This is a genomic window from Corynebacterium gottingense (genome assembly GCF_007559235.1).
GTDB classification, from domain to species: domain Bacteria; phylum Actinomycetota; class Actinomycetes; order Mycobacteriales; family Mycobacteriaceae; genus Corynebacterium; species Corynebacterium gottingense.
The window spans coordinates 374428-392769 of record NZ_VMHH01000001.1 but is presented as its reverse complement, the minus strand read 5'-3'; the positions used below and the strand labels follow the sequence as shown (position 1 = coordinate 392769).

15 protein-coding genes are annotated in these 18342 nt (G+C 65.8%); 9 read left to right on the top strand and 6 right to left on the bottom strand.

The window, feature by feature from the left end; all coding sequences use genetic code 11:
* Window positions 1-32 precede the first annotated feature (32 nt).
* Complete coding sequence (locus FPH17_RS01855) at window positions 33-2435, top strand: ATP-binding cassette domain-containing protein (RefSeq protein ID WP_154878455.1); 2403 nt, start codon at window positions 33-35, stop codon at window positions 2433-2435.
* Here the strand turns inward: FPH17_RS01855 and FPH17_RS01850 are convergent.
* From FPH17_RS01850 to FPH17_RS01830, 5 genes are all read right to left on the bottom strand, one after another.
* Window positions 2404-3189 (bottom strand): aminotransferase class IV, encoded by a 786-nt coding sequence (locus FPH17_RS01850; RefSeq protein ID WP_154878454.1) that lies wholly within the window; start codon window positions 3187-3189, stop codon window positions 2404-2406. The two genes, FPH17_RS01855 and FPH17_RS01850, sit on opposite strands and share 32 nt — an antisense overlap.
* A complete protein-coding gene (pabB, locus tag FPH17_RS01845) occupies window positions 3159-5042 on the bottom strand; it encodes an aminodeoxychorismate synthase component I (protein ID WP_154878453.1) in 1884 nt (627 codons plus the stop codon). The genes FPH17_RS01850 and pabB overlap by 31 nt, the downstream gene beginning before the upstream one ends.
* A gap of 35 nt (window positions 5043-5077) precedes the next feature.
* Entirely contained in the window at window positions 5078-7495 is a 2418-nt protein-coding gene (locus tag FPH17_RS01840) for a glycogen/starch/alpha-glucan phosphorylase (RefSeq protein ID WP_154878452.1), read from the bottom strand.
* Between the two features lie 47 nt (window positions 7496-7542).
* Window positions 7543-8826: an amidohydrolase gene (locus tag FPH17_RS01835; protein ID WP_095553949.1), complete on the bottom strand. Its 1284-nt coding sequence runs from the start codon at window positions 8824-8826 to the stop codon at window positions 7543-7545.
* A gap of 101 nt (window positions 8827-8927) precedes the next feature.
* Window positions 8928-10253, bottom strand: coding sequence for a DUF4921 family protein (locus FPH17_RS01830; RefSeq protein ID WP_203085494.1), 1326 nt, complete (start codon window positions 10251-10253; stop codon window positions 8928-8930).
* Between the two features lie 35 nt (window positions 10254-10288).
* Between FPH17_RS01830 and FPH17_RS01825 the strand changes: the two genes are divergently transcribed.
* Window positions 10289-10687, top strand: a complete 399-nt coding sequence (locus FPH17_RS01825) for a hypothetical protein (protein ID WP_154878451.1) — start codon at window positions 10289-10291, stop codon at window positions 10685-10687.
* A 30-nt stretch (window positions 10688-10717) separates the two neighbouring features.
* On the opposite strand, the gene FPH17_RS01820 is transcribed toward FPH17_RS01825, so the two are convergent.
* Entirely contained in the window at window positions 10718-11875 is a 1158-nt protein-coding gene (locus FPH17_RS01820; protein ID WP_154878450.1) for a glycerate kinase family protein, read from the bottom strand.
* Window positions 11876-12033: 158 nt separating this feature from the next.
* On the opposite strand from FPH17_RS01820, the gene gdhA reads away from it, so the two are divergent.
* The 7 genes from gdhA to FPH17_RS01785 all read left to right on the top strand — a co-directional run bounded on the left by gdhA (window position 12034) and on the right by FPH17_RS01785 (window position 18329).
* Entirely contained in the window at window positions 12034-13380 is a 1347-nt protein-coding gene (gdhA, locus tag FPH17_RS01815; protein ID WP_122086121.1) for an NADP-specific glutamate dehydrogenase, read from the top strand.
* A gap of 82 nt (window positions 13381-13462) precedes the next feature.
* Complete coding sequence (locus FPH17_RS01810; RefSeq protein WP_095534830.1) at window positions 13463-14266, top strand: DivIVA domain-containing protein; 804 nt, start codon at window positions 13463-13465, stop codon at window positions 14264-14266.
* 13 nt (window positions 14267-14279) lie between these two features.
* Window positions 14280-14816: a YceD family protein gene (locus FPH17_RS01805; RefSeq protein ID WP_154878449.1), complete on the top strand. Its 537-nt coding sequence runs from the start codon at window positions 14280-14282 to the stop codon at window positions 14814-14816.
* Complete coding sequence (rnc, locus tag FPH17_RS01800) at window positions 14813-15586, top strand: ribonuclease III (protein ID WP_095277509.1); 774 nt, start codon at window positions 14813-14815, stop codon at window positions 15584-15586. Before FPH17_RS01805 ends, rnc begins: the two co-directional genes overlap by 4 nt.
* Entirely contained in the window at window positions 15587-16441 is an 855-nt protein-coding gene (mutM, locus tag FPH17_RS01795) for a bifunctional DNA-formamidopyrimidine glycosylase/DNA-(apurinic or apyrimidinic site) lyase (protein ID WP_154878448.1), read from the top strand. It begins immediately after the preceding gene.
* A 75-nt stretch (window positions 16442-16516) separates the two neighbouring features.
* Window positions 16517-18019 (top strand): alanine/glycine:cation symporter family protein, encoded by a 1503-nt coding sequence (locus FPH17_RS01790; RefSeq protein WP_154878447.1) that lies wholly within the window; start codon window positions 16517-16519, stop codon window positions 18017-18019.
* 19 nt (window positions 18020-18038) lie between these two features.
* On the top strand, window positions 18039-18329 hold the full coding sequence (locus tag FPH17_RS01785) for an acylphosphatase (RefSeq protein ID WP_154878446.1): 291 nt from the start codon (window positions 18039-18041) through the stop codon (window positions 18327-18329).
* Window positions 18330-18342: the final 13 nt, after the last annotated feature.

Below are 18342 nucleotides of genomic sequence, written 5' to 3'. Positions count from 1 at the left end.
TCGCGTTTCCGGGGGGCACGTATGGTGGCAGCATGTCTAGTATCTCTGTCCGCGACGCCCACCTGCACAACCTCAACAATGTCGACGTCGACATGCCCCGGGGAAAGCTCGTGGCGGTCACGGGCGTGTCCGGGTCGGGCAAGTCCTCACTCGCATTCGGCACCATCCACGGCGAGGGCCAGCGCCGCTACCTCGAGTCAGTCGCACCCTTCGCGCGCCGCCTCATCGGCTCCGCCGTGGACCCCCAAGTGAGCCAGGTCGAGGGCCTGCCGCCCACCGTCGCACTGCAGCAGTCCACCACCTCCGGCGGCACGCGCTCGACCGTGGGCACGATCTCCGCGCTGTCCAACAGCATCCGCCTCCTGTACTCCCGCGCGGGCGACAACCCGCACGGCCTGTACTCCGACTCTTTCTCCCCGAATACGCCGGAGGGCATGTGCCCCACCTGTCACGGCACGGGCGTGGTCCACGAGCCGACGGAGGCAACGATGGTCCCCGACCCGTCGCTGTCCATTGAGGACGGCGCGATCAAGGCGTGGCCCGGCGCGTGGGCAGGCAAGAACTTCCATGACATTCTCCAGGCACTCGGCTACGACCTGGACTCACCGTGGGAGGACCTGCCGCAGGAGGACCGCGAGTGGATCCTGTTTACCGACGAGCGCCCGGTGGTCACCGTCAAGCCCCTGCGCGGTAAGGACCAGATCCAGCGCAATTACGAGGGCACCTGGCGCTCGGTGGCGAGCTACCTGCGCAAGACGCTCGCGGAGACGCAGTCCGACTCGCTGCGCAAGCGCACCCTGTCCTTCATGGAGTCGCGGACGTGCGAAACCTGCAACGGCCGCCGACTGAACCAGCGCGCCCTCGAGGTCACCTACGCAGGGTTGCCTATCGACGAGCTCGGCGCCCTCCCGCTCGACCGCGCCCACGAGCTGTTGGCGCAGCAGCACCCGGAGGACCCCAGCTCCGCAGAGGCGCTCCTGCTCAAGCAGATTCTGCCCTCGCTGACCTCCGCCCTGGAGCTCGGGCTGGGGCACCTCAGCTTGGACCGACCGGCGCAGACGCTTTCCGGCGGCGAGCTGCAGCGTATCCGCCTGGCGGCGCAACTGCGCTCCGGCCTGTTCGGCGTGGCGTACGTGCTCGACGAGCCGTCCGCCGGCCTCCACCCGGCCGAGCGGGGAGCGGTGTTGGACATCTGCCGTCGCTTCATCGACGCCGGCAACTCCGTCCTCCTGGTCGAGCACGACATGGACCTGGTTGCGCAGGCCGATTGGCTTGTAGACGTCGGCCCGCTCGCCGGACAGCGCGGCGGCGACGTGGTCTACTCTGGCCCGGTTGCGGACTACGACGCTGACACCCCCACCGCGCGCGCCCTGCGCAATAGGACACTTGAGCTGAAGGTGGAGCCGACCGAGCCTGCCGGCGACCTCGTGCTCTCCGGTGTTCGCGCCCGCAGCATCGACGCGTTGGACTTCACCTTGCACCTTGGCCAGTTCACCGCGGTGGCTGGCGTCTCCGGATCCGGCAAATCCACGCTGATCAGCACCGTGCTCGCGGGGCTGCTGCGCCGCAACGCGACGATGGTGACCGACGAGGACAGCCCTGCCGAGGAGCGTGGGTGGTCCGTCGACCATGCGGAAGGCCTCGAGCGCGTCAGCCGCGTCGTGCAAATTACGCAGAAGCCGATCGGGCGCACACCGCGCTCCACGCTGGCCACCTACACCGGTCTCTTTGACAACGTGCGCAAGCTCTTCGCCTCCACTGACGAGGCGAAGCGCCGCAAGTGGACCGTCTCCCGCTTCTCCTACAACGTGAAGCAAGGCCAGTGCCCGACCTGCGGCGGCGCGGGCAAGATCGAGGTGGAGCTCGTGTTCCTGCCGGGTTCGTACACCACCTGCCCGGACTGCGGCGGTGCCCGCTACAACGACGAGACGCTTGAGGTCCAGTGGGAGGGTCGCACAATCGCCGAGGTGCTGGAGCTGACTGTCGACGACGCCGCCACGGTCTTCGCCGACGAGCCGAAGATCCTGCGCGCGGTGGAAACGCTCCAGGCCGTCGGCCTTGGATACTTGCGGCTGGGGCAGGGCGCGCCCGAGCTCTCCGGCGGCGAGGCCCAGCGCATTAAGCTCGCCACCGAGCTGCAGCGCTCCCGCAATTCGCGCCGCGGCCACACCGTCTACATTCTGGACGAGCCGACCACCGGCCTGCACCCGGCCGACATCGCACTGCTCAACGCGGAGCTGCACAAGCTGGTTGATGCCGGGCAGACCGTCGTGGTGGTCGAGCACGATCTGTCGATGATGGCCCAGGCGGACCGCATCGTGGAGATGGGGCCGGGCGCAGGTGCCGAGGGCGGCCAGATCGTCGCGGATGCAACGCCCGCTAAGCTCGCAGGCCTGGATACGCCTACCGGTGAAGCACTGCGGTCGCGGGCGTAAAGCCGGACCACCACCACTCCCGCCATTGCTCAGTCGCCGAGTGCGCGGGCGGGATGATCGTGCCCTGCGCTGTCCGGATCTCGCTCACCGGGCTAATCCCGTGGAGTGAATTGAGGTACCACAGCGGGCGGTCGCAGCACGACTCCACGGTGAGCGCCTCCTTCCGCACGGGAACGCCCAACCAGCGGGCGCGCTCCGTCACCTGCCGCAGCGTGATGCTGGGGAGGTAGATACCCTCTGGGGTGACAAGCGTGTCACCGTCCCACGCGACGAGCGCGCCGTTTGATGCTTCAACCATCGCGTCGGAGCTGTCGGTGATGGCGATGTCATCGGTTTGTGTATCCATGTACTCGCGCCGGTGCAAGCGAAGTGGGATGAAGTCGGGACCCTTCACTAGCGGGTGCTTCCGCGGGTCCGGCGCGTCTGCGTAGGTGAGACTCGTGGTGTCGCGGGGCAGCGGCGCGAACCGGAGCTGCAAAATGAGTTCACCCTTGTACAACGCGATGCGGGGGAACAGCTCGCCCTCGGAGGCCATGGCGACCATCTCCTCCACGAACCCTTCCGGGAGCGGTCCCGCGGTCTCCTCGAATCGGTCGAGGTGGAGGTCAAGGCGGTTCGTACGGCCACGAGAATGGCGCCACGAATCAGCGACGGTGTACCTGTCCACGTAGGAGCCGGGTTGCCAGCGGCGAGGGCGGAAACCGTCCTCCCAGACGTATTCCGTTAACGGGAACTCCGCGAACTTTTCGGACACTGCAACGCCTCCACTACTGCATCGGCCTTCAACTGCTTTTCATCCCACTCTGCCACGGGATCAGAATCCCAGACGATTGCCCCTCCGGCGCCCACAGTGAGCTGCTCGCCACGTTTGACCGCGGTGCGGATCACAATGTTCAGGTCCGCCGTCCCGTCGAACGCAAAGTACCCGATCGTGCCGGAATAGATGCCGCGCTCGCCGGCCTCCAGGCTTTCGATGATCTCTAGGGTGCGCTCCTTCGGCGCGCCCGTCATCGAGCCCCCGGGGAACGTGGCCCGCAATAGCTCCGCCGCGGTGACTCCGGGGCGCAGCCGCCCCGTCACCGTAGAGACCAACTGGTGGACCGTCGCGTACGTCTCCACGGCCATCAGACTGGGTACCTCGACCGACCCGGGCTCGCACACCCGGGACAGGTCGTTGCGCAGCAGGTCCACGATCATGAGGTTTTCCGCCCGCGTCTTCGCGTCCTGTCGCAGGAACGCCGGGTCTTCCTCGCGTGCGATCGTGCCTTTGATCGGCTTGGAGGACACGATGCCCCCGCGGAGGCGGAGGAACCGCTCGGGCGAGGAACAGAGGATCTCCTCCGTGCCCGTGTCCAGGTACGCAGCGTACGGCGCGGGGTTGGCGCGGCGTAGCCGGCAGTACGCGTCGAGACCGCTCCCGGTGATTGTGGTTTCCCACGTGTCGGTGAGGCAGACCTCGTAGGAATCGCCGCGTGCGAGCGCCTCCTTGATGTCCGCGATGCGCCCGAGGTACGTGTCTTTGTCCATCCGCCACGCCCCGGTCCCGAGTTCGATCGGTCCCGCCTCGTGCGGTCGCGGGGTGGGGGTCGCCTGGGTGGTGCGGACGGCGTGGATAAGCTGCTGCATCAAGCGTTCGGTCTCGGGTGTCTCGTGCTCGTCGACGAGCACGCAGCACTCCACCACGGCGCCATCGTGGTGGTAGACCACAAACGCGTGCGGGCGCAGCCACCAGCCCGCGCCGGGTGTGCGCGCGTAGGCGCAGTAGCCCACGAGCCCGCCAGGGATCGGCCCGACTGCCCCGCGTTGCAGCTGGGCAGAAAGCTTATCGACGCTCCCCGCACCGCCAAACACCGCAGCGAGACTCCCGGCGGAAGTGCCCATGATGGTGGTGCCGTCGCCGGTAGCGGAGTCGAGCCAAAACACCTCCGTCGCAGGCAGGGTGGAGCGCAGCGCGCGGAAGAGCGCCTCGGTGTCGAGCGCGCCCTCGAGCCGTGTGCGCGCCACGCGCCACGGACCGGGCAGGCCAAGGAAGTTACGCATGAGCGCCTCGCCGTGCTCGGTGAGGATCGATTCGGGGTGGAATTGCACACCCCAGTGGTTCAGGCCCGCGACCTTGAGCGCTTGGACCGTGCCGTCCTCAGCGCGGGCGTGGACTTCCAAACGCGGGTTGCTGGCTGCGGGATCAACGACGCACAGCGAGTGGTAGCGCACCACGTGCATGCCCTGCGGGAGGCCCGCGAAGATGCCCTCGCCGGAATGGGTGAGGGTGGACAGCATGCCGTGCTGAGGTGCGGCGCGGTGGATCGGCGCACCGGCGAAAAGCCCGAGTCCCTGGTGTCCGAGGCACACCCCGAGCAGCGGAAGTTTGGCCTCCGCTGCGGCCTCGATGGCGCGCCGGGAGGCCCCGAAATCCTCGTCGCTCTCCGGGGTGCCGGGGCCGGGGGAGATGATGATATGGGAGAACTCCCCGGCGCGGATGCGCGCGGGGAGTTCCGGTGCCTCTGGGGCGTCGCAGCGGACCACCAGGGGTTCGCTGCCGGTCACCTTCGCCACGAGGTGGGCGAGGTTGTAGGTGTAGGAATCGCGGTTGTCCAGCAGCAAGATCATGGTGCGGATGATCTTACCGCTGGGGTGTGCGCCTCCTAGTTTGCGGTGGACGCGTTGTGCTCCGCGTTGACCGGGCGCGGCTCGATCTTCCAGACTTCCTCCGCGTAGTCGCGGATGGTGCGGTCGGAGGAGAAGCGGCCGGACGCGCAGATGTTGATCCAGCACATCTTCGCCCAGTGATCCGGGTCTGCGTAGTACTCGGCGGCCATGCGGTCGCGGGTGTCGCGGTAGTCCGCGAAGTCGCCGAGCGTGTAGTAGACGTCCGGGTCGTCGAAGCCGAAGCCGTCGAGCAGGGAGGTGCGAATGTCGTGGAAGGCTCCGCTGCCGTTGTCGTCCAGGGTGCCGTCGACAAGCGCATCGAGCACGCGCATCAACCCCGGGGTGTCGGCAGCGACCTGCTTCGGGTCGTAGTTGCGCTTCAGCTCGGGAAGCTGCTCCTCGCGGGCGCCGAAGATGTAGGCGTTCTCCTCGCCCACTGCCTCGGCAATCTCCACGTTGGCGCCGTCCATGGTGCCCAGGGTCAGCGCGCCATTCATCATGAACTTCATGTTCGAGGTGCCCGAGGCCTCCTTGCCGGCCGTGGAAATCTGCTCGGACACGTCGGTCGCCGGGATGATGTGCTCGGCGGGGGAGACGTTGTAGTTCTCCACGAACACGACCGTGATGTACTTCGAGGCCTCCGGGTCATTGTTCACCAGCTCGGCAATGGTGTTGATGAGCTTGATAATGCCCTTGGCCATGGTGTAGCCCGGAGCTGCCTTGGCGCCGAAGACGAAGGTGCGCTTCGGGATGTCACGCTCGCCGTCCTGCGTGATGCGGAAGTACAGGTCCAGGATGTACAGCGCGTTCATCAGCTGGCGCTTGTACTCGTGGAGGCGCTTGATCTGGGTATCAAAGACGGAGTCCGGGTCGATCTCGGCGCCTTGGCGCTCCGCGATCCACTCGGCGAAGTCGCGCTTGTTGTCGACCTTGATCTCGCGCAGCTCCTTGAGCACGGCCGGGTCGTCGGCGTAGCGGCTCAGTTCCTGCAGCTTGGACAGGTCGGTCACCCAGGCGTCGCTGCCTGCAAGGCGGTCCAGCAGCGCGGACAGGCGCGGGTTGCACATGCGCAGCCAGCGGCGCGGGGTCACACCGTTGGTCTTGTTGTTGAACCGCTCCGGGTTCATGCCGTACCAGTAGGCGAGCGTGTCACGCTTGAGAATCTCGGTGTGCAGCGCGGCCACGCCGTTGACGGAATACGACGCGTAGCAGGCGATCCACGCCATGTGGATGGAACCGTCGTGCACGGGGGAGTAGTGGTGCGCTTCCTCCGGGCCGATGCCGCGCTGTTCCATGTCGATGCGGTAGCGACGGTCAATCTCCTGCACGATTTCCCAGATGCGCCAGAACAGCTGCTTGAAGATGGACTCTTCCCAGGTCTCCAGCGCTTCCTGCAGCACGGTGTGGTTGGTGTAGGCGAAGGTGTTGGAGGTGACCTCCCAGGCGTCCTCCCAGCCCATGCCGTGCTCGTCCATAAGCAAGCGCATCAGCTCGGGGATGCCTAGGACCGGGTGGGTGTCATTGAGCTGGATGGAGTTGTACTTGTGGAACTCGCTGAGGTCCTCGCCGTGGTGCTCGACGTAGTTGTCTACCAGCTCCTGCAGGGACGCGGAGACGAAGAAGTACTGCTGACGCACGCGCAGCACCTTGCCCGCGTAGCTGGAGTCGTTGGGGTAGAGCACGCGGGTGATGTCGTGGACCGCTTCGCGCTCCATGATCGCGTCGGTGAAGCGCTGGTGGTTGAAGGCGTCGTAGTCGAACTCGTGCATCGGCGACGCGTCCCACAGACGCAAGGTGCCCACATTGTCGGTGCCGTATCCGGTGATCGGCATGTCGAACGGGATGGCGCGCACGTGCATGTCATCAAACTTGATGATGCGCTGCTCCGAGCCGCGTCGCACGATGAACGGGTAGAAGGACTCCTTCCAGGCGTCCGGGTGCTCCTTCTGGAACCCGTCGACGAACTCCTGGCGGAACAGACCGTAGCGGTAGAGCAGGCCGTAGCCGGTTAGCGGGTAGTCCTGGGTGACTGCAGAGTCGAGGAAGCAGGCGGCGAGGCGGCCAAGGCCGCCGTTGCCCAGTGCCGCGTCGTGCTCGGCCTCGAGCACGTCCGACAGCTCGTGACCGTTCTCACGCGCCACGCGCTGTGCCTCGTCGACCAGACCCAGGTTGGTCAGGTTGTTGAGCAGTGCGCGGCCCTGCAGGAACTCGGCGGAAAAGTACGCGGCCTGGCGGCCCGCGGCGTACTTGGAGCGGGTGGCATCCCAGTTGTCCGCCAGCTGCTCCATCACGGCGGAGGACAAGCCGGTCCAGAACTTCTTGTTCGTGGCGTTTTCCGGCGTGCTACCGGAGAACGCGCGGACGTGGCCGCCGAGCGCGGTCTCGAGCGACGGGGCGTGTGCGGGGTTGTTCATGCTTTGCCTTCCAGAACTTTTGCAAAATGAGTTTCCGTTGCCCGAGCCTACCGGCTCTTCGCGGGCGCGTCAGTGGCCAAATAGGTCAGCACCGCGGCCAAACCGGCGTTGGTTGCTGCCTTGATCGTTGGCTCGTATTCGGGGAGGAACGTGGCCATGTGGTTGACAGGTACGTCCTGTTCCACGCGGTCCGCCGCGACGGCCTTGTCCCACTGCTCGCGCGGGGTGCAGCCGATGAGCCAGAAGAAGTACGGCACGCCGAAGGCCTGCGGCAGCACCGGGAAGTCCTCGGAAACGGTCTTGCGCGCGGCGTTGACGGAATCGGTGCCAAAGACATCATTAAACGTGGCGCGGACCTTGTTGTACACCACCGCGTCGTTGCTCATCAGCTCGCCGTGCGCGAAGTACTCGATCGTGGGCGCCTCGGTGGAGCCGGAGGCGAGCACCTCGGCGTGGACGACGCGCTCGATCGAGGCGTAGATGCGGGCCTTGGTGCGCTCGCTGTAGAAGCGGCAGTTCAACACCAGTTCCGCGTGGCCCGGGATAATGTTGTTGGTCGTTCCCGCGTGCATGCTGGCCACGGTGACCACGGCGAAGTCGTTCGGATCCACCTCGCGGCCCACCAGTGCCTGCATGCGGGAGATGATCATCGCGGCAGTGTATGTGGGGTCGATGGAGTTGTGCGGCATCGAGCCGTGCGCGCTGCGGCCGGGGATGCGGATGCGGATGGAGTCGCAGGCAGCAAACTGGGGGCCGGACTTGGACATGACCTGCCCCGCGCGCCCGGGCATGACGTGCTGGCCGAAGCAGACTTCGGGGAAGGGGATACGGTCCACCAATCCATCGTCCACCATCGCTTCTGCGCCTGCGCCGATCTCCTCACCAGGCTGGAACAGGGCGATAAACGTGCCCGACCACTTGTCGCGCGTGTTGTCCAGGAAGTGGCACATGCCCATCAGTGCGGCGGTATGAATGTCGTGGCCGCAGGCGTGCATGGTCCCTACTACTTCGCCGTCCTTCGTGGTGACGCGCTTGTGCGACGCGTAGGGGACGCCGGTCTGCTCGGTCACGGGCAGGCCGTCGAAGTCCGCACGGTGCAAGACCGTGCTGCCCTCGCCGTTGCGGAAGATAGCGCAGATGCCGTACTTGCCAATCGGCGCGATGACCTCGCAGTCAAGGAAGCTCAGTTCCAACAGGAGGCGTTGGTGCGTTTCCTCCTCCTGCAGCGAGAGTTCCGGGTTGGCGTGCAGCAGCTCGTAGAGCCTGCGCTGCCAGGCCGGATCGATCTCGTAGGATTCAATTATGGACGCGATATTGCTCGTGTCGCTCAAGGTTGCTCCTCCGTGTGGTCAACCCACACGCTCGATGGTTTGGGTGTATTTACCTGTTTACCACCTTGCGCGGCGCTCGAGCGATCGCGTGCGCCCCGCGTTCACCCAACCGCGGGGTTGTAGCGCAGCGCGTTGCGCGCCGGTGCGCACTCCGTCGCAATCCGGATGCCCGGGTCGATCGCGCCTTCCTCGCGCAGCCGGTACATGTTGGTCACCACACGGTCGCGAATATCAAACGGGGAGAGCGTGTTGACGTAGATCTTCGTACCGCCCTCGAACCCCGCGAGCGTGGAGATACGCCACTTGATGTTGATCCGCCACGGCATAGGCAGGTCCAGGTCCACCGGCTTGTAGTGCCACTCCTCGTTCGTCGACACCTCCGGTCCCGTCGCTGCGTGGACGGCGTGCAGCAGGTTGGACATGCCACGGACCTCGTCCGGGGTCTGCTTCCACGGCTCGCAGGTCGGGGACTTGGAGTAGACGCTCACGGTGGGGTAGCGGTGCCCGATGCCGACGAGCACAATGGCGTGCTCGTTCTCCGCGATGACGAGGTTGTGGTAGCTGGCGTAGTTCGCGCCCCACTCGTTGTACATGTTCACGTTCTGGCGCAACTTGCTGATCTCCAGCTCGGCTTGGACCCCGCGCTCGTCGATAGCCACCAGCTGCTTGTGCAGGTGATTGAACGACGCGCCCGCGGGGGCAAGCCAGTTTTGAAACACCACCACGTAGGGCGCGTAGCGGTTCTGGTCGAGCAGGTCCGCGAGCGCGTCGATGGTGAAGGTGATGAAGCCGAAGTGTTCCTCCGGCGTGAGCGTGCCCGAGCCAGCGAGCTGTGAGTCATTCTCCGCGCCGTCAACGTAGTGCCTGCGCCCGATGATCACGTCATGCCCGCCCGCAAAATATGCGGGCACGTACTCCATGAGGGTCGCCTCGTCCGGCTCGCCCTGGTGCCCGGAGGCCTTCAGCCGCGTGCGGACAATGTTGTAGATGTGCTCGCGGCCCTCGTGGTCTGCCAGGTAGCCATCCATACGCGAGCGCTGGGCCTCGGTGATCTCGTAGCCGTAGTTCTCCTTCCAGTACTGGTAGGAGACGATTTCGAAGAGGTTGGGTACGCGCCTGAATTCGGCACGTGTTTGCTCCAGCTCGTGCGGCATTTGGTTACGCAGGATGCGCCACTCCTCGCCGTCGCGCACCATCCGCGACTTCTCCGGTGGCGTGGCCAGTTGCTTCGCCTCGCAGAAGTTGCACGCGTGGGTGAAGTCGTCCCCGGAGACCGGCTTCGGGTCGGCCGCGGGTGTGGACAGCGGCCGGTTCCCGCGCCCCGGCACGGTCCACACTTGGGTACCGGAAAACGGGTTGACCTGCTTGATCGTCCCGTCGGCCATGGTGGACAGTGCGTCGCGATGCGAGGGCAGCGGAAAGCTCATGCGACCCAGCGTAACCCCTTGGTTAGGCTTATCGCATGCCTCACATCCAGTTCGATGTCTTTGTCCCGTCCGCCCACGCTGGCGAAATCGGCGATGCGTTCCAGCGTGCGCTGGACATTCTCGTTCGTCGTGGCAAGCTCAGCGCCGCATCGCTCGAGGCCCAGGGCCCAGTGCTTCTCGACGCCCCCGTGCTCGACGTTTTCACGCGCGCCTACGAAGAAGAGCGCGGCACCGACCCCGCCGCCGACGGGGCCGAGGTGCACCGGTACCTCATCAGCGCCGAGGGCGTGGACAGCTACAACCGCCTGGCCATGGGCCTCTCGCGCATCCTTACCCCGAAGGCGGACCTGCCGCGCGACCCGGTCGCGCTTGAGCAGCAGGACCGCTTCGAGGTGCCCGCGCTCTTCCCGTGGATGGTCACGATCCTGCGCTGACCCTTCGCCGCCCCCTCGCTGATGCCTCGGCTACTCGGCGCCAGTAGCGCCGTCGTTGAGGTACGCGACCGCGATCTGCGCGCCCGCGCGGACGAGCTGCTCGCGGGTATCGGCAATATCCTCCAGCTGCACAGCCAGCACGCCCCCGTCGGGCTCGCCCTCAAAGCTTCCCGCCGCCACTGCGACGGTGGGGGAGCCTGCTCCTGCCTCGCGAGCCATCTCACAGATCGCGCCGACGACCTTGCCGCTCGCGGTCTGCGAGTCGAAGCGGCCCTCTCCGGTGATCACAAGGGAGGCAGCTCCGATCAGGTCCGCTACGCCGTTCGCGTCGGCGACGGCTCGCGCGCCGGGCGTGATGTGGACGTGGCTGGCGTCGCCGTGCAGCAGCGTGGAGAGCCACGTGATGCCGATGCCCAGGCCGCCCGCGGCGCCCATCCCCGGCGTGGCGGGGTCGATCCCAGCCACCTCGCACAGACGGGTCAGGCCCGCGTCGAGGAGCTCGACGTCCTCGGCAGACGCGCCCTTCTGCGGGCCGAACACTGCGGCTGCACCGGAGGGGCCGGTGGCCGGCGAGGTGACGTCGGTAAGCAACAGCCACTCGAGCGCGCCGGCGGGGACATTGACTTTGGCGGTGTCCAGGTCGGCGAGCTGTGTGAGGGAGCCACCGCCCGGTTTGAGCTGGTAGCCGGCCTGGTCGATGGGGTTCGCGCCGAGCGCGACGAGGATGCCGGTGCCGCCGTCGATCGTGGCGGTGCCGCCAAGGCCCAGGACGATACGCTTCGCGCCGCGCGTTTCCGCATCCGCGATGAGCACGCCGGTGCCATAGGTGTCGCCGGTGAGCGGTACCGGGTGGTCAGCGACGGCGGGGAGGCCGGAGGCTGCGGCGACGTCGATGTAGGCGGTCTCGGTGGCCGCGTCGTAGGTGTAGGTCGCCTCGGTGAGACGCCCGGCGGCGTCCGTGGTGGGGAGAGTGATGCGCTCACCAGCAAAAATGGAGGAGGTGCCCTCGCCGCCATCGGCCATGGGTGCGAGGGTGATGTCGGCGTCGCGGATGACGCTGCGGACGCCCTCGCCGAGCCACTGTGCGGCTTGTTCCGCAGTGGCGGTGCCCTTGAACGAGTCTGGTGCAATAACGATGCGCGCGGAGGGCGCTTCAACACCGTCGACGTCATTTGTGATCAAGCTCATAATTTCCCCTTTTTCCGTGCGTGCTGGGATGTTGAGGGCATTGTAGCTGGCTGCCAAGAATGAAAATTCGGCAGTTTTCTATCGCGAGACCGAAACCTACTGTAGGCTGAACCGCGATCCTGAAACCTACTGCCTAACAGGTATTGAAAGGAAAGCTCATGAGCTCGATCGAACAAGAGGTCGCTGGCTACTACGACAAGCTGCTCCAGCGTAACGCCGGTGAGCCGGAATTCCACCAGGCCGTCGCCGAAGTGCTCGACTCCCTGAAGATCGTCCTGGGCAAGGACCCGCACTACGCGGACTACGGGCTTATTGAGCGTCTGTGCGAGCCGGAGCGCCAGATCATCTTCCGCGTCCCCTGGATGGATGACAATAACGAGATCCGCGTCAACCGCGGCTTCCGCGTCCAGTTCAACTCGGCGCTTGGCCCCTACAAGGGCGGCCTGCGCTTCCACCCGTCCGTGAACCTGGGCATCATCAAGTTCCTTGGCTTCGAGCAGATCTTCAAGAACTCTCTGACCGGCCTTCCCATCGGCGGCGGCAAGGGCGGTTCCGACTTTGACCCGAAGGGCAAGTCCGAGGGCGAGGTCATGCGCTTCTGCCAGTCCTTTATGACTGAGCTGTGGCGCCACATCGGCGAGTACCGCGACGTCCCCGCCGGCGACATTGGCGTGGGCGGCCGCGAGATCGGATTCCTCTTCGGCCAATACCGCCGCCTGGCAAACCAGCACGAGTCTGGTGTCCTGACAGGGAAGGGTCTGACCTGGGGCGGCTCCCTCGTCCGCACCGAGGCAACCGGTTACGGCTGCGTGTACTTCACGCAGGAGATGATGAAGGCAAAGGGCGAGTCCCTCGACGGCGCGAAGGTCATCGTCTCCGGTTCCGGCAACGTGGCCATCTATGCAGCGCAGAAGGCACAGGAGCTCGGCGCCACGGTCGTCGGCATGTCCGACTCCTCCGGCTGGGTCGAGACCCCGAACGGCGTCGACGTTGAGCTGCTGCGTGACGTCAAGGAGGTTCGCCGCGCACGCATCAGTGACTACGCAAAGGAGACGGAGGGCGCGACCTACCACGAGGACGGCTCCATCTGGGACCTCAAGGCGGATGTTGCCCTGCCGTGCGCGACCCAGAACGAGCTGGACGGTGAGCACGCGAAGAAGCTCATCTCCAACGGCGTGAAGTACGTGGCGGAGGGCGCAAACATGCCGTCCACCGCAGAGGCAGTGGAGGTCTTCCGCGCAAAGAAGATCTCTTTCGGCCCGGGCAAGGCCGCCAACGCCGGTGGCGTGGCGACCTCGGCACTGGAGATGCAGCAGAACGCGTCGCGTGACTCCTGGACCTTCGACTACACCGACGGCCGCCTGCACCAGATCATGTCCGGCATCTTCAACGTCACGGCGAACACCGCGGAGGAGTACGACCATGCTGGCGACTACGTCATCGGTGCGAACATCGCGGGCTTTAAGAAGGTCGCAGACGCGATGCTGGCGCAGGGCGTCATCTAACCGCCTCAGTTGTTGTAGTTGTTGTTGGACACTGGTTCCGCCTTCGCTTCGCGCGGGGCGGATTCCAGTAGGCTATTGAGCTATGTATCGCGTATTTGAAGCACTGGACGAGCTTGTCAAGACTGTTGAGGGTGCATACGGCGTGCCAATGACCGCCAACTGCATGGTTCCGCGCAACGAGATGCTCACGCTTCTCGACGACATCCGGGAGTCCCTCCCCAAGGAGATCGATGATGCGCAGGACGTCCTGGATAAGCAGGACGAGATCCTTATTGGTGCCGAAAACCGCGCGGACCAGCTCGTGGGAGACGCGAAGGCGGAGGCAGACCACATCCTCGGGGACGCACAGTCCCAGTCCGAATCCATGTTGAGCGACGCGCAGGCGCAGGCCACCTCGCTGGTCGCCCGCGCCGAGCAGGACGCGGAGAGCATCACTTCGCGCGCCCAGGAGGAAGCGGACTACGCGCTCGATAGCGCCCACACCGAGGCCGAGCGCCTCGTGGAGGACGGGAAGCAGCAGTATCAGCGCTCCATCGACGAGGGCCTTGCGCAGCAGGAGCACCTCATCTCCGAGTCCGAGGTCATGCGCCGCGCCGACGAGGAGGCGCACCGCTTGGTCGAACAGGCGCACTCCGAGTCGTCCCGACTGCGCGGCGAGTGCGACGACTACGTGGATTCCAAGCTGGCGGAGTTCGAGGAGTCGTTGTCCTCCGTCCTGCGCACTGTGTCCTCGGACCGTTCCGCGCTGCGCCGTGGCGCCGGTGCAGCCGGTACGTCGCGCGACCGCGGTGACAGCAGGGGAGACGTAAGGACGGACCATTACGAGCCTCGCGGCTACCCGCGCAGCGGCCGGAGCCAGCGAGCTGACCGCGGAAACCGTGAGTAGGATACTGGCTGTTATGGCTAAGAATCCTTTCATTGTTGATGTCGCCGACGCACTCCATGGCGACGGAATGCCAGTCACCGTCCACCTGTCCGGCCCGAGCCCGTCGAGGGTGGGGCCGGAGATGATTGCCCTCCCGGAGGGCCAGGAAGTGGACGTGGATGCGACCATCACCCCGCTCGGCTCGGGCGTGCTCGTGGACGCCAGCCTGACCGCTCAGTTCAAGGGCGAGTGCGTCCGCTGCTTGAAGACGCTGACGCCCACGAAGACACTGCAGATCTCGCAGGTGTTTGAAGGCGACAACGGCTTCATCGTCGGCGATGCTGAGGCCGAGGAGGACCAGGGCTCGGGCGATGAGATCCGCCGGATTGAGGACGAAACGGTTGACCTTGAGCAGGCGTTTGTGGACGAGGCGGGCCTGACCCTGCCGTTCAACCCGGTTTGCGAGCCAGAGTGCGACGGCGACACCGAGGTCCCCGACCCGGACGGCGTGTCAGGGGAGGAAAACAACCTGGTCGACCCGCGTTGGGCCGGTTTGGAGAAGTTCCTGTGAGCCGTTCCCGCAAACACAAACTCTCCGGCGAGGAAGCCCTTGCGCAAGCCTTCGCCGCAGTGGACCACTCGCCGCTGCTCGAGCGCATCGGCGTGCAGCTTGACGACGATTACCTGCGCCTCGCCCTGACGCACCGCTCCTTTGCCAACGAGCACGGTCACCTCCCAAACAACGAGCGCCTTGAGTTCCTCGGCGACGCCGTGCTGGGGCTGTCGGTGGCCACGAAACTGTTCGAGCTCTATCCGTCACGGCCGGAGTCCGATCTGTCTCCGATGCGTGCGGCCATCGTGTCGCGCTACGGGCTGGCGGACATCGCCCGCGAGATTGACCTGGGCCCGCACATCCTGTTGGGCAAAGGCGAAGAGGCCACGGGCGGCCGGAAGAAGGACTCGATCTTGGCCGATACGACCGAGGCCCTGTTTGGCGCGATCTACCGGCAGCACGGCTTCACCGCGGCACGGGACGTCGTGCTCCGGTTGTTCGACGACAAGCTGCAGCACGCCACCGTCTCCGGCAAGCACAAGGACTGGAAGACCGAACTGCAGGAGCGCCTCGCAGAGCTGAAGGCCCCGTTGGCGGAGTACCGCGCCACCTCGGTGGGCCCCGACCACGACAAGACCTTTACTTCCGACGTCTTCGTCGGCGAGGAGTCCCGTGGCCGCGGTGTCGGCCCGAGCAAGAAGCTGGCGGAGCAAGAAGCGGCGCGCAACGCGGTCCGGTTCCTCCGCGACCACCCCGAGGCCGTGGCGGGCACCGCCAAGGAGCACTAAGTGCCCGAACTGCCAGAGGTGGAGGTGGTCCGCCGCGGGCTCGATCGCCACGTGGTCGGCCGCACGTTCACCGCGGTCGAGGTGCTGCACCCCCGCGCGGTCCGCGGGAACACCCACGACCTCGCAGCTGTCCTGCCCGGAACAACCATTACCGGCACCGGGCGGCGCGGCAAGTTCATGTGGCTCACGCTGGATTGCGCCGACGCCCTTGTCATCCACCTCCGCATGAGCGGGCAGATGCTCGTCGGCGCTCCGGGCAGCGTTGACAGCCCGCACCTGCGCATTCGGGCCCTGCTTGGCGGTTCCGGCCGCGATAGCGCAGTGGCAGGGGAGCCGCTCGAGCTGGACTTCGTGGACCAGCGCACCTTCGGGCTGTGGCAGTACGCCCCGTTTTCCGGCGATGTGCCCGAACCAGTCGCGCACATTGCCCCGGACCCGTTCGAGGACGACTTTGACGCGGTCGCAACGGCGCGCCTGATTCGCACGAAACGCTCGGCGATTAAGACGGTGTTGCTCAACCAAGAGGTGGTGAGCGGGATCGGGTCGATTTATGCCGATGAGGCGATGTGGGCGGCGGGCGTGAGGCCGTCGAAAAGCGCCCGCTCGCTGTGCCAACGCGACACCATCGCGCTGTTGGACCACGCGCGGGACGTGATGGCACGCGCCCTCGAGCAGGGCGGCACCAGTTTCGATTCCCTCTACGTCAACGTCAACGGCGCCTCGGGGTACTTCTCGCGCTCGTTAAACGCATACGGGCAAGCGGGCGCACCGTGCGCCCGTTGCGGGACCCCCATCGAACGGATGGTGGTGGGCGGGCGCTCCAGCTTCTACTGCCCCCAGTGCCAACGCGGCTAACTGCCCGCCCACGAATGTGGGGAAGCGTACATCGTCGTTGCGAGTTTCCTCATATCACCCATTAAGATTCCCGCCATGGAATCCGCAACGTCGTTTGTGAACGACTCGCTCAATGGCATCATCTGGAACGTCGTTCCTTGGCTGCTCCTGGCAGCCGGTATCTACTTCGGCCTCCGCACCATCTTTGTGCAGATCCGACTCCTGCCTGAAATGCTCAAGGCGGTCACCGAGACACCAAAGGGCAAGGACCGCGAGGGCCGCGACCTTGATGAGGAATACGGTGGCATCTCCGCGTTCAAGGCCTTCACTATCTCCGCAGCGTCCCGCGTGGGCACCGGCAACATCGCCGGCGTTGCGCTGGCCATCTCCGTCGGCGGGCCGGGCGCCGTGTTCTGGATGTGGATCATCGCCCTGGTCGGCGGCGCTACCGCGTTCGTCGAGTCCACGCTCGCGCAGCTGTGGAAGACCAAGGACGAGGACGGGAACTACCACGGCGGCCCGGCCTACTACATGACGCGCGGGCTGAACTGGAAGCCGCTGGCCGTCATCTTCGCCGTCGCGCTGTCGCTGACCTACGGTTTTGTGTACAACGCCATTCAGACCAACTCAATCGTGGAGGCAGTCGGCGGCTCGTTCAACACCGACTCCGTCGCCATGAAGTGCATCGTCGCCGCGGCGGTTGCGGCGCTGACGGCGATGATCATCTTCGGCGGCGTGACCCGCATCGCGAGCGTGACGCAGATCATCGTGCCGTTCATGGCCATCGCGTACATCCTGATCGGCCTGCTCGTGATCATCATGAACATCACCGAGGTGCCCGGGATGTTCGCCCTCATCGTCGGACACGCCCTCGGCCTCAAGCAGGTCGCCGGCGCCGGGCTGGGCGTCGCGTTCGCCCAGGGCATGCGCCGCGGTTTGTTCTCCAACGAGGCCGGCCAGGGCTCCGCGCCGAACGCGGCGGCGACCGCGACCGTGTCGCACCCGGTCAAGCAGGGCCTGGTGCAAACGCTCGGCGTGTACTTTGACACCCTCGTGGTCTGCACCATCACCGCCTTCATCGTGCTGCTCGGCCCAGCTGTTTCCTACGGCAACGATGACATCCAGGGCGCGTCGCTGACCCAGTCCGCGCTGGCGGACAGCGTCGGCGCGTGGGGCACCCACGCCGTCACCTTCATCCTGTTCTTCCTCGCCTTCTCCTCCGTGATTGGCAATTACTATTTGGCGCAGGCCAACGTGGAGTACCTCACTGACTCGAAGCTCGTCATGCTGCTGTTCCGCCTCGGTGTGATCGGCTTTGTCATCTTCGGCGCCTTCGGCTCGCTGCCGCTCGTGTGGGCGCTGGGCGACACCATGGCGGGCACCATGGCAATCATCAACATCATCGCTATCGTCCCGCTCGGTGGGGTGGCCTTCAAGCTGCTGAAGAACTACAACGAGCAGCGCGCCAAGGGTGTCGACCCGGTCTTCCACCGCGACATGCTCCCGGAGCTGAAGAGCGTGGAGTACTGGGATGGCTCCGACCCCGTCACCCGCCGCAGCGCGGAGGACCTGAAGGTGGCGGATCATCCGGAGCAGTAGCCGCGGCTAATGTGGTGGCATGACTGAACAGCTTGTGAGAATGACAGCCCACGTCCATGGACACGTCCAGGGTGTGGGTTTTCGTTGGTGGACCCGGTCCCGTGCCCTGGAGCTGGGGCTGCGCGGGTACGCGAAGAACCTCGCCGACGAGCGTGTCGAGGTTGTTGCGGAGGGGGAGCGAGGGAGCGTCGACAAGCTTTTTGCGCTGCTGAACGAGGAATCGTCGACGGCGAAGCGCCCGGGGCGCGTGGAGTTTGTCGGCGTGCAGTATGGCGAGCCGAAGGGGCTTTCCGGCTTTGAGGAGCGCTAAGGACGGGCTGCGG